The following is a 14,452-nucleotide window of genomic DNA, read 5'->3' as shown; positions in this document are numbered from 1 at the left end:
TAGATGGGACTTTCGAAGCGCTTCGACCCTCTTGCGCTCCCGCGCTCCAGACCCGGGCGCGATCCGAGGCCTTGTAACGTTCCCCCGCGGTGTCCGCACCGCACCCGACGAAGAGGTCATCCCGTGACTGAAGTCCCCGACGCCGCCGCGAGGGCCGCCGCGCTGCTCGCCGAGCTGTCCACGGCTGAGAAGATCGCCTTCCTCCACCAGCACCAGCCCGCGGTCGAACGCCTGGGCCTGGCCGCGTTCCACACCGGCTGCGAGGCGCTGCACGGAGTCGCGTGGATCGGCCGCGCCACCGTGTTCCCGCAAGCGGTCGGCCTCGGGGCGACATGGGATCGCTCGCTGGTGAAGCGAGTCGGGCAGGCCGCCGCCACCGAGGTGCGGGCGTTCCGTCAGGACACGGCGAACGCCTTCCAGGCCAACGACGTGGCCGACAAACACCCCATGGTGTCGCTCAACGTCTGGGCGCCGGTGGTGAACCTGCTGCGCGATCCCCGATGGGGCCGCAACGAGGAGGGCTACAGCGAGGATCCCTTCGCCACCGCCGAGCTCGCCACCGCCTACTGCCGCGGCCTGCGCGGCGACCACCCGTCGATCTGGCGCACCACCCCGGTGCTCAAGCACTTCCTGGCGTACAACGTCGAGACCGAGCGCGACGTGATCGACATCAAAGTCCCGCCGCGCGTGCTGCACGAGTACGAACTGCCCGCGTTCCGGGGTCCGATCGAGGCGGGGGTCGCCGCCGGAGTCATGCCGGGGTACAACCTCACCAACGGCGTCCCCAACCATGTCCATCCGCTGATCAACGACGCGCTGCGCGCCTGGAACCCGGACCTGGTCGTCTGCTCGGACGCGCAGGCCCCGTCGAACCTCGTCGACCGTGAGAAGTTCTTCGCCACCCACGAGGAGTCGCACGCGGCGGCGCTCAAGGCCGGCGTCGACAGCTACACCGACAACGGCCCGGACCCGCGGCTGACGATCGAGCGTTTCACCGCCGCTCTGGAACGGGGCCTGATCACCGAGGCGGACATCGACGCGGCGGTCGGGCGGGTGCTGGCGATGCGCGCGGCCACGGGCGAGTTCGACACCGGAGCCGACCCGTACGCCGGGATCCGGGCCGACGTCATCAGCTGCCCGGAGCACAACGCGCTGGCGCTGGAGGCCGCGCGCGCCGCGATCGTGCTGCTCAAGAACGAAGGCGCGACCCTTCCGCTGTCGACGCCTGCCCCCGGCGGGACGGGCACCGGGGCACCGGCCGTGGCGGTCATCGGGCACCTGGGCAGCCGAGTCCTGACCGACTGGTACAGCGGCGACCTGCCTTACGCGGTCAGCATCGCCGACGGCCTGCGCACCGCGTTCGGCGACCAGTGTGTGACCGCTGTGGACGGCGCGGACGTGGTGTGCCTGCGCGCCGGCGAGACGGTGTACGGGCCGTTCCGCCACCAGGACTGGGGCACGAGCGTGCAGTGCCCCGTCGCCGTCCACACCCTGCAGTCGGTGGAGAACGGCAAGTATCTGACCCTCACCGGCGACGGTGACACCGACGTCCTGGCCGACGCCGCGACCCCGGACGGGTGGGTGGTCAAGGAACTGTGGGAGTTCCACGAGACCGATGACGGCGAGATCCTGGTCCGCTCCAACGCCAGTGGCCGCTACCTGCGGGTCGGCGACGGCGGCCGCCTCGTCGCGGACGCCGACGCCGCCGGGGACGCCACCGCGTTCCGCACCGACGTGGTCACCTCCGGGATCCGCGAGGCGATGGCCGTGGCGGCGAGCGCCGGACACGCCGTGGTGGTGCTCGGCAACGATCCGCACATCAACGGCCGGGAGACCGTCGACCGCGACGGGCTCGCCCTGCCGGCGGGCCAGGAGGAGCTGCTGCGCGCCGTTCTGCGGGCGAACCCGGACACCACGCTCGTGCTGGTCTCCAGCTACCCGTACGCCCTCGGGTCGGCCGCCGAGCAGGTGCCGTCGATCCTGTGGACCGCGCACGGCGGGCAGGAACTCGGCAACGCCGTCGCCGACGTGCTGACCGGCGCCCACAACCCCGGCGGCCGCCTGCCGCAGACCTGGTACGCCTCCGACACCGACCTGCCCGCACCAGATGATTACGACATCATCGGATCCAAGTGGACATATCAGTACTCGCAGCGGGAGCACCTCTACGCGTTCGGGCATGGCTTGTCGTACACAACCTTCGAGTACGGTGACCTCGTGCTGTCGATCCGAGAAGATCAATTGAGAGCGCTAACATTAGTCGCTGAGACACAGATCACCAATAGTGGCGAGGTCGCCGGGGAGGAAGTCGTGCAGCTCTACTCGCATGCCCTCGACGCCTCGGTACCCAGTCCCCTGCGCCGCCTCCAGGGCTTCGAGCGGATCGGGCTGGCGCCGGGTGAGTCACGCAAGGTCGTCTTCGAGGTGCCGGTGGCGCGCCTGGGCCACTGGTCCGAAGAGCTGGGATCGTTCCAGGTCGGCGCCGGGACTTACGAGTTCGCCGCCGGCCGGTCCAGCGCGGACCTCGCGGCCGTGGCGACTGTGAAGCTGGACAAGGTCGAGGGGACGACGTGACCAAACGCCGACTGTTCATAGCGATGGCCGGTGCGTGCCTGGTGCTCACCGGGATCGTCGGGTGCGGTGGAAACAGCCAGCCCGAGGCGGCGGCCGGGTCCGGCGTCGCCGCCGCGTCGAGCAGTACCGGTCCCGATGCGACGCGGACGGCGACGCCGGGATCGCAGGGAACCTCCGCGACGCCGGCCGCCGCCCCGAGTCCCGCCTCGTCGGCTGCGACCTCGTCGCCTCCGTCGGCACCTCCGTCGACGTCTTCGTCCTCACCGCCGCCCTCGGCCGGCGCTCTGGCCGGCCGCATCCGGCCCGGCACTTCCTACCAGGGCGTCGCCACCGCCTACGACGCCGGGGACGGCACCGGCGCCTGTCTGTTCGATCCGACCGACGACCCGATGATCGCGGCGATGAACGTCGCCGACTACGAGTCGGCCAAAGCCTGCGGCGCGTCGATCCTCATCCACGCCGCCAACGGCAAGTCCATCACCGTCCGCATCGTCAACGAATGCCCCGCTCCCTACGCGCCCGGTCAGATCGACCTGAGCCGCCAGGCCTTCGCCAAGCTCGCCGATCTGAAGGTGGGGCGACTTCCCATCACGTGGACCTTGCAGAGCCCCGACACCGCCGGAACGATTTCGATCCGCTACAAGACCGGGTCCAGTCAATGGTGGTGCGGAATCCAGGTGATCGGGCACCGGAACCCGGTGGCGTCGCTGGAGGTCCGCGCCGGCGGCGAATGGCGAAAACTGCCGAGAGAGGACTATAACTACTTCGTCTCCGCAGGCGGCAGCGGCTGCGGCGGCCAGATCAGAGTGACCGACATCTACGGGCAGCAGTTGGTGATCGACGGGATCGCCGTATCGCCGAATGTCACGCAACGAACCGCCGTCCAGTTCGCCCGGCACTGAACCATCGGCGGCGGCACCGCTGGGCCTGCCGCCGCCGCTTACTAGGAGCACAACCTGAGCACGCCACTCGCGGAGACTCTCTCCATCGGCCTCCTGGTCCTGGTCCTGGTCTGTGCGGTGGTGCGGCCGTGGGGCTGGCCGGAGGCCGTGGTCGCGGTCCCGGCGGCCGCCGCGGTGGTGGCGGCCGGCGCCATCTCGCCGCACGAGGCGGTGGCCGAGGCCCAGCGGCTGGGTCCGGTCATCGGGTTCCTCGCCGCCGTTCTCGTGCTGGCGCAGTTGTGCGACGACGAAGGGCTGTTCCACGCCTGCGGGGCCTGGATGGCCCGGAGCGCCGTGGGACGCCCGCGCCGGCTGCTGGCGCAGGTGTTCGTGATCGCCTCACTGATCACCGCGGTGCTCAGCCTGGACGCCACCGTGGTGTTGCTGACTCCCGTGGTCTTCGCCACCGCGGCCCGGCTCGGCGCCCGGCCCAAGCCGCACATCTACGCCTGCACCCATCTGTCGAACACGGCCTCGCTGCTGTTGCCGGTCTCCAATCTGACCAACTTGCTGGCCTTCGCCGCCAGCGGCCTGAGCTTCACCCGGTTCGCCGCGCTGATGGCCCTGCCGTGGCTGGCGGCCATCGGTGTCGAGTACGCGGTGCTGCGCCGGTTCTTCGCGACCGACCTGGACGCGGGCGCCCAGGCGCCGGCCGCGGCGGTGGCGCCGGAGATGCCGCTGTTCGCCCTCATCACCGTGGCCTGCACCCTCGCCGGTTTCGTCCTCACCTCCGCTGTCGGGATCGATCCGGCCTGGGCCGCGGCGGCCGGGGCGGCGGTGCTCGCCGTCCGTGCTCTCTCCCGAGGGCGCACCACCCCGGCGGCGGTCATCCGGTCCGCAGCCGTACCGTTCCTCGCGTTCGTGCTGGCGCTCGGCATCGTGGTGCGGGCGGTGGTGGACAACGGGCTGTCTTCAGGACTGGCACACCTGGTCCCGCACGGCACGTCACTGGCCGCGCTGCTGGGAACCGCGGCGCTGGCCGCGGTGCTGGCGAACGCCATCAACAACCTGCCGGCCACCCTGGTCCTGCTGCCGCTGGCCGCGCCCGCCGGGTCGGGAGCGGTACTCGCGGTGCTGCTCGGGGTGAACATCGGCCCGAACCTCACCTACGCGGGCTCTCTCGCCACCCTGCTGTGGCGGCGCATCGTGCACGACCACGACACCGAGGTGGACCTCGGCGAGTTCACCCGCCTCGGATTGCTCGTGGTTCCGGCCGCACTGCTGCTGTCCGTGGTAGGACTGTGGGCCTCACTGCAGATCATCGGAGGATGAAGCCGTGGCCGTCGTCGTGTGGATCACCGAGGGCACCTGGCCCGCCTGCGTCGACGCCGCGCGCGCCCACGCTCCGGCGCGCGCCGACATCGTTCTGCTCCATGTCAGTGACCACGACGTCGCGGGCGTGGCGCACGGCGCGTTCGCCGGACTCCTCGGACGCGGCCGCCCCGACCACGACCCCGGCACCCGCCTGGAGGACCAGGCTGCTTCCTCCGGCTCACGGCTGTTGCGGGCGGCCGCCGAGCGCCTGGACCGCGAGTGCACCCTGGTGGAGCGGACCGGCCGCGTCGAGCACGAGGTCGTCGCCGCGGCCGAGGGAGCCGAACTGCTCGTCCTCGCCCGCGACGGCGACCGTGCCCACGCCGGGCCGCGGAGTCTCGGACCGGCCGGCCGCTTCGTCGTCGACCACGCCGCCTGTCCGGTGCTCCTGGTCTGGCCCGAGTCACCTCATCGTTAGAACCCGCTGGTCAGCCGAGGGTCCATTGCTGGTTGGTCTGGCCGTTGCAGGTCCACAGCTGGACCAGGGCGCCGTTGGCGGTGGAGGCTCCGTTGACGTCCAGGCAGAGTCCTGATTGCACGCCGGTGATCGTGCCGTCGGCGTTCAGGTTCCACTGCTGGTTCGTCTGCCCGTTACACGACCAGATGATCACCTTGGTGCCGTTGGTGGTGCCCTTGGCGTTCGCGTCCAGGCACAGCGTGGTCCCCGCCTCGGTCACGGTCAGCTGACCGGAGGAAGTGTGGGTGAAGACCTGGTTGGCGGCACCGCTGCAGGAATAGATCTGCACCTGAGTACCGCCGGTGGTGCTGGAGTTCGGCACGTCCAGACACTTCCCCGCCCCCACCGCATGCAGCTCACCACCGGTGGGCGGCGGCGTGCTCCCTCCGGGGACGTAGGGGCACTTGCTCTGGTAGATCGACACACCGGTCGGATCGGCCAGCCCCGGGCAGAGGAACTGCGTGTAGCGGGTGTCGTCGTCGATGAAGGTCTTGATCCAGGGGATCAGGATCCGCATCTCGACACTGTTGGGATGGGTGTAGTAGACGTGGTCGGCTCCCGCGATCTGGAGGAAGTCGCTCTGCGTCGCCGCAGGCATGGTGGCATACAGCCCGGACAGGTACGAGGGCGTGACCACGGTGTCGTTCTGGCCGCCCATGACCATGGTGGGCACGGAGTCGGTGGCCATGGTCTGCGACGGTGAGAACGGCGCCAGGGCCACCGCGGCCTTGAGCGCGGGCCGGTGCTCGGTGGCGTAGACGACTCCGCCACCGCCCATGGAGTGCCCGATCACCCCCAGCCGGTTCGGATCGACCCGGCTCCGCACCGGGCTCTGCTGGGTCAGGTAGTCCAGCGCCGCCAGCAACTGCGTGCCGCGGGCGACGTCGTAGTCGGTGCGGCTGTTGGTCTCGACGCCGATCACCACGAAGCCGAACGAGGCCAGCCACGGCCCCATCCACGCCTCCTCGTTCGCGAACAGCGCGGTGTAGCCGGGCACGATCGCGACGGCGCCCCAGGTCCCGAGGCTCGTGTCGGTCGGATAGTAGATCATGCCGCCGTTGAATCCGTTGCCCGGCGGCACCGAGAGCTGGGCGGTGGCGAACGGGCCGCTGGTGGCCGCCACACTGGCGACGGTCGGATCCGGACCGCGCTGGTAGGGGTTGCCCGCGGCCGCCGCCGGCTGGAGCGCGGACATCGTGCCGAGCAGCAGGGTGACGACCGTCACCAGGGCCGCGGCGAGCCTGGTCAGCCGCATCTGTTTCGAGCGTCGTCGCATGGGGGTGGCCTCCTCATCAGTCCACGAAGACAGGCGCAGCGTCGCGGACGGCCCGGCAGATTTCCGTGCGAGGCTGTGCGAATCAGGTAACTCTTGGGAGATATTGCTGTCAACGCGCCATGAAAGTTACATCTTCCACCAGATGTTCCCCCGCGGCGCGCCCGCCGGCCCTTGACAGAGCACGAAGTCTGATGCAGCGTCTACCGCCGGGCTGTTAGCGCTAACATCCCCCGGAACCAGTCTGATCCGACGAGAGGAGAGGACATGACCAGCACGGTCCGCGCCCGGATCGGTGTCGCGATCGGTATCGTTCTCAGCGCCCTGGCAGGCCTGCTGACCTTCACGGCGCCGGCGCGGGCCGCCAGCTCGGGGCCCTGCGACATCTACGCGGCCGGCGGCACGCCGTGTGTGGCGGCGCACAGCACGGTGCGCGCCCTGTACGCGGCCTACAACGGCAACCTGTACCAAGTCCGCCGCGCCTCCGACAACACGACGCGGGACATCGGCACCCTCACCGCCGGCGGCGCCGCGAACGCTTCGGCTCAGGACACGTTCTGCGCCGGCACGTCCTGTGTGATCACGATCGTCTACGACCAGTCCGGCCATGGCAACGACGTGGCATATCAGGGACCGGGCGGAGCCGGCGGCGCGGACACTCCGGCGAGCGCGACGAGCGAGGCGCTGACGGTCGGCGGCGCCAAGGCGTATTCGCTGTACATCAAGCAGGGCAACAGCTACTGGCACAACGGCTCGTCTTCGGGCATGCCGACGGGCAGTGCGCCGCAGGGCGCGTACATGGTGACCAGCGGACAACATGTCAACAACGGCTGCTGCTTCGACTACGGCAACAGCGAGACCGACCGCAGGGCTGACGGCGCCGGAGCCATGGACGCGATCTACTTCGGCACGAGCTGCTGGTTCGGCGGCTGCTCGGGCAGCGGTCCCTGGGTGCAGGCCGACCTCGAGTACGGTCTGTACTCCGGCGGAAGCCAGTCCTGGAACCCGAACCAGCGAGCGTTCACGAGCCGCTACGTCACGGCCATGCTCAAGAACAACGGGACGTCGCAGTTCGCTCTCAAGGGCGCCGACGCCCAATCCGGAGGCCTGACGACCCTGTGGAGCGGAGCCCTGCCACCGGGCTACAGTCCGATGAAACAGCAGGGCGCCATCATCCTGGGCAGCGGCGGCGATTGCTGCGCCACCAACACCAACCTGAGCATCGGCACGTTCTACGAGGGCGCCATCGTCGCGGGCTACCCGTCCGACGCGACCGACAACGCCGTCCAGGCGAACATCGCGGCGGCCGGATACGGGACGGCGGGCGGTGGCGGCCCGAGCAGCGGTCCGCTGCACGCGGTGGGGGCGGGCAAGTGCCTGGACGTGCCGAACTCCTCGACCGCCGCGGGCACGCAGACGGACATCAGCGGCTGCTCCGGTGTCACCGGCCAAACCTGGACCCACACCTCGTCCGGAGCTCTGACCGTCTACTCCGGCAGCACCCAGTTGTGCCTGGACGCCTCCGGCCGCGGCACCGCCAACGGCACCAAGGCCATCGTCTGGACCTGCAACGGCCAGACCAACCAGCAATGGAACCTCAACGCCGACGGCACCGTGACCGGCGTGCAGTCCGGGCTGTGCCTGGACGTCACCGGGGCCGGCACCGCCGACGGCACGCCGGTCGAGCTCTGGACCTGCAACGGCGGATCGAACCAGCAGTGGAGGCTTGGATGAGGCATGACCGGCAGAGCACTGATTCCCAGACCCACGCCGTCGGTCGCCCACCCGGGTATCGCCGGTCCTGGCGCTCGGCCCTGGCCGCCGTCGTCGCGCTGGCCGCCGCCCCACTACTGGCCCTCGGCCCGGCACACCCCGCACAGGCTCTCGGCAACAACCTCGCCCTGACCCCGCAGATGGGGTTCAACGACTGGAACGCGTACGGCTGCAACGTATCCGAGTCGCTGATCAAGTCCACGGCGCTGGCCATGCACGACAACGGCATGCAGGCCGCCGGCTACCAGTACGTCAACATCGACGACTGCTGGCTGACCCACAACCGCGACAGCTCCGGCCGGCTGGTGCCCGACCCCGCGAAGTTCCCCGACGGGATCTCCGGCACCGCGGCCTACGTCCACTCCCTCGGCCTGAAGCTGGGGATCTACGAGGACGCCGGCACCATGACCTGCGCCGGCTACCCGGGCAGTCTGGGACACGAGCAGACCGACGCGGACTCCTTCGCGGCCTGGGGCGTGGACTACCTGAAGTACGACAACTGCTACGCCGACGGGGTCAATCAGAGCGGCGGGGGCGGACCCAGCGCCCAGAGCCGCTACACCACCATGCGCGACGCCCTGGCCAAGACCGGCCGCCCGATCGTGTACAGCCTGTGCAGCTGGGGCCGGGACAACGTGTGGACCTGGGGCGCCGGCGTCGGCAACAGCTGGCGCACCACCGGTGACATCAACGCCAGCTGGGGCAGCATGCTGTCGATCTTCCACAGCAACGTCGGACTGGCCTCGTACGCCGGACCCGGCGGCTGGAACGACCCGGACATGCTGGAGATCGGCAACGGCATGTCCGCCACCGAGGACCGTAGCGAGTTCAGCCTGTGGGCCGAGATGGCGGCACCGCTGATATCCGGAACCAACATCGCCAACGCCAGCAGCACCACGCTGGGCATTCTGACCAACTCCCGCGTCATCGCCGTCGACCAGGACCCGCTGGGCAAGCAGGGCGTCGAGGTGGCGTCCTCCGGCGGCCTGGACGTGCTGGCCAAACCGCTGGCCGACGGCGACGTGTCGGTAGCGCTGTTCAACGAGAACAGCGGCACCGCCACCATCTCCACCACGGTCGGCGCGATCGGCAAAACCGGTGCGAGCAGCTACACGCTGACCGACCTGTGGACCGGGGCCACCAGCACCACCACCGGCGCGATCAGCGCCTCGGTCCCCGGCCACGGCACCGTCATGCTCCGGGTCACCGGCGGCACCACCGGCGGCGGCGGCGGCGGTTCGACGACCGGTGAGGTGCACGCGGTCGGCGCGGGCAAGTGCCTGGACGTCCCGAACAGCTCCACGACCGGCGGTACGCAGCTGGACATCAACGGCTGCTCGGGCACGGCGAACCAGATCTTCACCCACACCGGTTCGAACCAGCTGACGGTCTACTCCGGCAGCTCCCAGCTCTGCCTGGACGCCAGCAACCGCGGCACCACCGCGGGGACCAAGGTGATCATCTGGCCGTGCAACGGACAGACGAACCAACAGTGGCTCGTCAACAGCGACGGCACGATCACCGGCACCCAGTCGGGCCTGTGCCTGGACGTGACCGGAGGCGGCACCGCCGACGGCACCGCCGTCGAGCTCTGGACCTGTAACGGGCAGTCGAACCAGAAGTGGACGATCGGCTGAGGATCCCCGCCGGGGCCGCCGAGCATCCGCTCAGCGGCTCCGGCGAGCCTTCCAGATCTCCTCGCTGGGCCACCGGCTCGCCCAGTCGGCGGAGACCTCCGCGTACTCCCGGTGTGCGGGCTGCGGAGCTTGGATCTCGATCAGGTCTTCGACGACGCACCCGCAGGAACGCAGCAGCCGGATCATCTCCCCGTGGGGCAGCTGGAACTCGACGCTCGTGCCGTCGCCCGAGGACCGCAGACCGAACTGCGGACGCCGCAGGACGGCTTCGGCCTGCCCGTCGGCCCGCGCGCACAGCGCGAACAACGGCGAGCGGGTGACGAACGTCAGGCGCCCGCCCGGTCTCAGCACGCGCACGGCCTCCGGGATCCACCGGTACGGATCGCACCACAACGACGCCCCGAACTCACTGACGGCGAGGTCGAAGCAGGCGTCCTGGAACGGCAGGTGCTCGGCATCCGCGAGCACGAGCGGATAGCCGATCCCGAACTCCCGCTGCATCGAGCGTGTGGTGGCCAGTTGCTCCCGGGAGATGTCGACCCCCGTCGGACGAGCCCCCGCCCGGGCCGACCACGCGGAGACGTAGCCGGTGCCGCAGCCGATCTCGATCACGTCCGCCCCGGCCACGTCATCGGGGAACACCTTCACCCGCGACTCCGGCGTCTGCCACAGCCCCCAGCACGGCTCCGGCCGAAGCCAGTGGTCCCGGGCCAGCGGCCCGTGCCAGGCAGCCGCCCGTTCATCCCAGTGCCGCCGGTTCAGCGTCACGTGATCGGACCGGTCGTCCGACACACTCACATCCTCACCCCTTGATAGCCCCGGTCAGCATGCCCTTCGCGAAGTGCTGCTGCACGAACGGCGTCAGGATGATGATCGGCACCAGCGACAGTGTCACCACGCACATCTGAAGCCCCAGCTGGGAAGCGTTCTGCAAGCCTCCGATACCGGTCGTCCCCATCCCGGGCATCTGATTGCCGGAATATGTGTACTCGTAGATGACCATCGCGAGCGGCCACTTGCGACTGTCCGGCTCGTACAGCAGCGCGTTGAAGAAGGTGCCCCAGTACGCGACCGCGTAGAACATCGTCATCACCGCGAGGACCGGGCGCGACGTCGGAATGACGACCGACCACAGCAGCCGCCACTCGTTGGCGCCGTCCAGCCGCGCCGCCTCGATCAACTCGCTGGCGGTGTTCTGGAAGAACGAGCGGATGATCAGGATGTTGAAGACGTTCACGGCCGACGGCAGGATCATCGCCCACAGGCTGCCGTACAGCTTCAGATCGCTCACCACGAGGAACGTGGGGATGATCCCCCCGTTGAAGAACATGGTGACGACCAGGGTCAGCAGCAGCGGACGCTGGCCGAACGACCTCGGCCGGGACAGGCCGTAGGCGCACAACACGCTGACCACCATCGAGATGGCGGTGCCCACGACCGTGACGAACGCGCTGACGGTCAGCGCCTGGGAGACCGTTCCGCCGCTGAAGACGAGGCGGTAGTTCGCCAGGCTCAGGCCGTGGGGCACCAGGACCAGGCCGCCGGCGGCGTTGATCGAGGCCTTCGTGGAGAAGCTGGTGATCACCACGGCCCAGACCGGCACGATGAACACCGCGAGCGTGACCCCGATGACCGAGCTCTTGCCGAAGCGGCCGAACCAGGTCGGGTTCTCCTCCCAGACCGCGCGGCCCTTGGCCCGCCTGCGGGGCGCCGTCGTCGTCGCGCGCGGCGCGTCGATCAGAGTACTCATTTGCGGTACAACCCGTCCTCACCGAAGGCGTGCGCGAGCTTGTTGGCCCCGAGGATCAAGATCAGCGACAGCACCGCCTTGAACAGCCCGGCGGCCGCGCCGTAGCTGTAGTCGGCGCCGAAGGTCGCGGCGGAGCCGAAGCCGCCGCCGATCCCGTATATATAGGAGTAGGTGTCGAGCACATCGGCGGCCCCGGCGCCGACGGCCTGGCGCTGGATCAGCATCTGCTCGAAGCCCACGCTCAGGGCGTTGCCCAGCCGCAGCACGAGCATCAGCACCACGATCCCGCGCAGCCCCGGCAGCGTGATGTGCCGCATCCGGCGCCAGCGTCCCGCGCCGTCCACCGCCGCCGACTCGTACAGCGCCGGATCGATGGCGGCCAGAGCGGCCAGGAAGACGATCAGGCCCCAGCCCGCCTCCTTCCACACCGCCTGCGCCGTCACCAGGTACTTGAACGTGTGCGGGTTCGTCATCACGTCCCACGACGAGATCCCGTGCCGGTTGAGGAACACGTTCAGCACCCCGGCACCGCCGAGGAACTCCTGGAAGATGGTGATGACCAGGACGAACGAGAAGAAGTGCGGCAGGTAGACCACGGCCTGGATGAAGGCGCGCGCCCGGGTGCTGAGGATGGTGTTGACCAGCAGCGCCAGCGCGATCGGCACCGGGAAGTACAGGATCAGCTGGACGAAACTGATCACCAGCGTGTTCTCGAACGCGTGCCAGAAGTCGGGGTTGGCCAGCAGCTCCCGGAACTCGCCGAGGCCGACGAAGTCGCTGTTGACGATCCCCTGGTAGATGTCGTAGTGCTCGAAGGCCACGATGATGCCGGCCATCGGCAGATAGTTGAACAGCAGGAGCAGGATCAGGGCGGGGACGGTCATCAGCACCAGGGACTTGTCCCTGCGCAGCCTGATCCGCCAGTTCATTCCCCCTCCGCGTGCCGTCCGCCCTCCCCCGGTCCGCGCGCCGCCGAAGCGGCGCCGCGGCGGGGTCTTCGCCTCCTGTGTCGTGATCGCAGCCATCGCTCAGCCTCAGTTGCCGGTGCCGTATTGCTTGGCGACGCCTTCGTAGAAGGTGCGGAGCGTGTTGCCCGCGCTGTTCTGCCACGTGGTCAGCGCGGCCTGGTAATCCGAGACACCCTTGCGTCCCATGCGCACGTCGGTGACGACCGCCTCCAGCGCGGTGGTCGCCTTGGCGGTCTCGGCCGGCTCGGTGATGTTCATGGCGTAGAACATGGGCTTGTAGGCGTGCTGGACGGCGTCGGCCTGCCAGGCCGCGTAGTCCTTGGTGATCTGGTCGGCGCCGGCGTTGAAGGTGACCGCCTGGCAGTTGGCCAGCTGGTCGAAGGTGTCGGTGACCACCTTGTTGCCCTCGTCGTTGAGGATCGGGCCGGAGGGGGTCATCGTGTAGGTCGTCCCCTCCTTGCCGTACCGAGCCGTCAGGTACTCCTGGGTGCCGAACGGGGCCGCGAGGTAGTTCGCGATCCGCAGCAGCTCCTTGACCTGGTCGTCGTTCAGCTTCTTGTTCAGGTACGAGAACATGCCGGCGGCCGGGTAGAGCGCCAGCGACGGCTTTCCGCCGTCGAAGGCGAAGAGCTTGAACCCCTGGCGCACATAGCCGGGGTTGGCCGCCGTGCCGCTCTGCGCGTCGCTCTTGTTCCAGGCGCCGGTACCGTCGGCGGTGATGACGGTCTTGCCGGCCCAGAACCGGTTCTTCGCCTTCGAGGAGTCGCCGGCCAGCGCGTCCGGGTGCACCCAGCCGCTTGCCGCCAAGGAGTTGGCGAAGTTCAGGAACTCCAGATACTCGGGCGTCTCGTAGCCGTTGACCAGCTTGCCGCTGCTGTCGCGCTTCCAGCCGGTGTGGCCGTTGGAGAACGGGATGTTGAAGATCTGGTAGAGGTAATAGGTGAGGTCCTCGAAGGCATACTGCCCCTTGGACTTGACGGTGAGCTCGGGGCCCAGGGCCTTGAGTTTGTCCGCCGAGTTGATCGAGGACGCGTCGATGCCGGCCGCCTTGAAGATGTCCCCGCGGTAGAACAGCATGCCCGGGAAGTTGCCGGCCGACGTCCACAGCGGGATGCCGTACAGCTTGCCGTTCCACACTCCGGCCTGCCAGCCGCCGGTCGGGATGGCAGCCAGATTCGGGTAGTCCAGGACCTTGTCCCCGGCCAGGAACGGGGTCAGGTCCTTGAAGTACTTGTCGACGCCCTCGGCGAAATTCTGGATCGCTGAGACGTTCCAGCCCGGGACGTCCAGCCAGTCGGGGATGTTGCCGGAGGCGAACCTGGTCGCGAGCATCGTGGCGTAGGTGGTGCCGTCCGAGGGGCTGTCGGTCAGCGTCGCGCCGATGGCCTGGTTCACCGCGGTGTAGTAGCTGTTGCCGGGCGGAGGCACCGAGCCCCAGAGCGGCGTGACGGCCTGGTAGCTGCCGCCGGACCCGACCGGTCCGGTCACGGACTTCGCCGGACTGGCCGGGAAGGTCAGGAACGCGGGGTCGCTGGCCGCGCCGTTGGCGCCCTGCACCGAGGGGATGTCGGCGGTGACGGCGGTGGACGCCTTGTAGGTCGGGATGACGGACTTGACGGTGTTCGTGTCGGCGACACCGCTGTTCTTGGTGGACGCCTTGCCCGAACCACACGCGGACAGCAGCGGTGCCGCGGCTATCGCGCCGCCGACGGCGGCCGAGGTCCGGAAGACCTGGCGACGGGTGAAGCCATGCGAAGGTGCCATT

General features: G+C 69.2%; 11 protein-coding genes. 6 read left to right on the top strand and 5 right to left on the bottom strand.

Going from position 1 to position 14,452, the window contains the following annotated elements; translation table 11 throughout:
- The first annotated feature begins 123 nt into the window (after positions 1–123).
- Genes ABD466_RS13925 through ABD466_RS13910 form a run of 4 tightly spaced genes read left to right on the top strand, consistent with a single transcriptional unit; the run spans position 124 to position 5,247 of the window.
- Positions 124–2,574, top strand: coding sequence for a beta-glucosidase (locus ABD466_RS13925; RefSeq protein ID WP_344657426.1), 2,451 nt, complete (start codon positions 124–126; stop codon positions 2,572–2,574).
- The gene (locus tag ABD466_RS13920; protein WP_344657425.1) at positions 2,571–3,476 is read left to right on the top strand and encodes an expansin EXLX1 family cellulose-binding protein; all 906 of its coding nucleotides are present in this window, start codon (positions 2,571–2,573) and stop codon (positions 3,474–3,476) included. Before ABD466_RS13925 ends, ABD466_RS13920 begins: the two co-directional genes overlap by 4 nt.
- Before the next feature lie 54 nt (positions 3,477–3,530).
- Positions 3,531–4,787, top strand: a complete 1,257-nt coding sequence (locus ABD466_RS13915; protein ID WP_344657474.1) for an SLC13 family permease — start codon at positions 3,531–3,533, stop codon at positions 4,785–4,787.
- A 4-nt stretch (positions 4,788–4,791) separates the two neighbouring features.
- Positions 4,792–5,247, top strand: a complete 456-nt coding sequence (locus ABD466_RS13910) for a universal stress protein (protein WP_344657424.1) — start codon at positions 4,792–4,794, stop codon at positions 5,245–5,247.
- Between the two features lie 10 nt (positions 5,248–5,257).
- Here ABD466_RS13910 and ABD466_RS13905 read toward each other — a convergent pair whose 3' ends face one another.
- Positions 5,258–6,562, bottom strand: a complete 1,305-nt coding sequence (locus ABD466_RS13905) for a lectin (protein ID WP_344657423.1) — start codon at positions 6,560–6,562, stop codon at positions 5,258–5,260.
- A gap of 264 nt (positions 6,563–6,826) precedes the next feature.
- Between ABD466_RS13905 and ABD466_RS13900 the strand changes: the two genes are divergently transcribed.
- Entirely contained in the window at positions 6,827–8,293 is a 1,467-nt protein-coding gene (locus ABD466_RS13900) for an arabinofuranosidase catalytic domain-containing protein (protein WP_344657422.1), read from the top strand.
- Positions 8,290–9,969, top strand: coding sequence for a glycoside hydrolase family 27 protein (locus tag ABD466_RS13895; RefSeq protein ID WP_344657421.1), 1,680 nt, complete (start codon positions 8,290–8,292; stop codon positions 9,967–9,969). The genes ABD466_RS13900 and ABD466_RS13895 overlap by 4 nt, the downstream gene beginning before the upstream one ends.
- 30 nt (positions 9,970–9,999) lie before the next feature.
- On the opposite strand, the gene ABD466_RS13890 is transcribed toward ABD466_RS13895, so the two are convergent.
- The 4 genes from ABD466_RS13890 to ABD466_RS13875 all read right to left on the bottom strand — a co-directional run bounded on the left by ABD466_RS13890 (position 10,000) and on the right by ABD466_RS13875 (position 14,451).
- Positions 10,000–10,761 (bottom strand): class I SAM-dependent methyltransferase, encoded by a 762-nt coding sequence (locus ABD466_RS13890; RefSeq protein ID WP_344657420.1) that lies wholly within the window; start codon positions 10,759–10,761, stop codon positions 10,000–10,002.
- 10 nt (positions 10,762–10,771) lie between these two features.
- Positions 10,772–11,719, bottom strand: coding sequence for a carbohydrate ABC transporter permease (locus ABD466_RS13885; RefSeq protein ID WP_344657419.1), 948 nt, complete (start codon positions 11,717–11,719; stop codon positions 10,772–10,774).
- Positions 11,716–12,648: an ABC transporter permease gene (locus ABD466_RS13880; RefSeq protein WP_344657418.1), complete on the bottom strand. Its 933-nt coding sequence runs from the start codon at positions 12,646–12,648 to the stop codon at positions 11,716–11,718. The genes ABD466_RS13885 and ABD466_RS13880 overlap by 4 nt, the downstream gene beginning before the upstream one ends.
- Before the next feature lie 105 nt (positions 12,649–12,753).
- Positions 12,754–14,451 (bottom strand): type 2 periplasmic-binding domain-containing protein, encoded by a 1,698-nt coding sequence (locus ABD466_RS13875; RefSeq protein ID WP_344657417.1) that lies wholly within the window; start codon positions 14,449–14,451, stop codon positions 12,754–12,756.
- Position 14,452 lies beyond the last annotated feature (1 nt).

It is taken from the genome of Catenulispora subtropica, assembly GCF_039531675.1.
Lineage (GTDB): Bacteria > Actinomycetota > Actinomycetes > Streptomycetales > Catenulisporaceae > Catenulispora > Catenulispora subtropica.
This window is presented reverse-complemented; position numbering and strand designations above follow the sequence as displayed.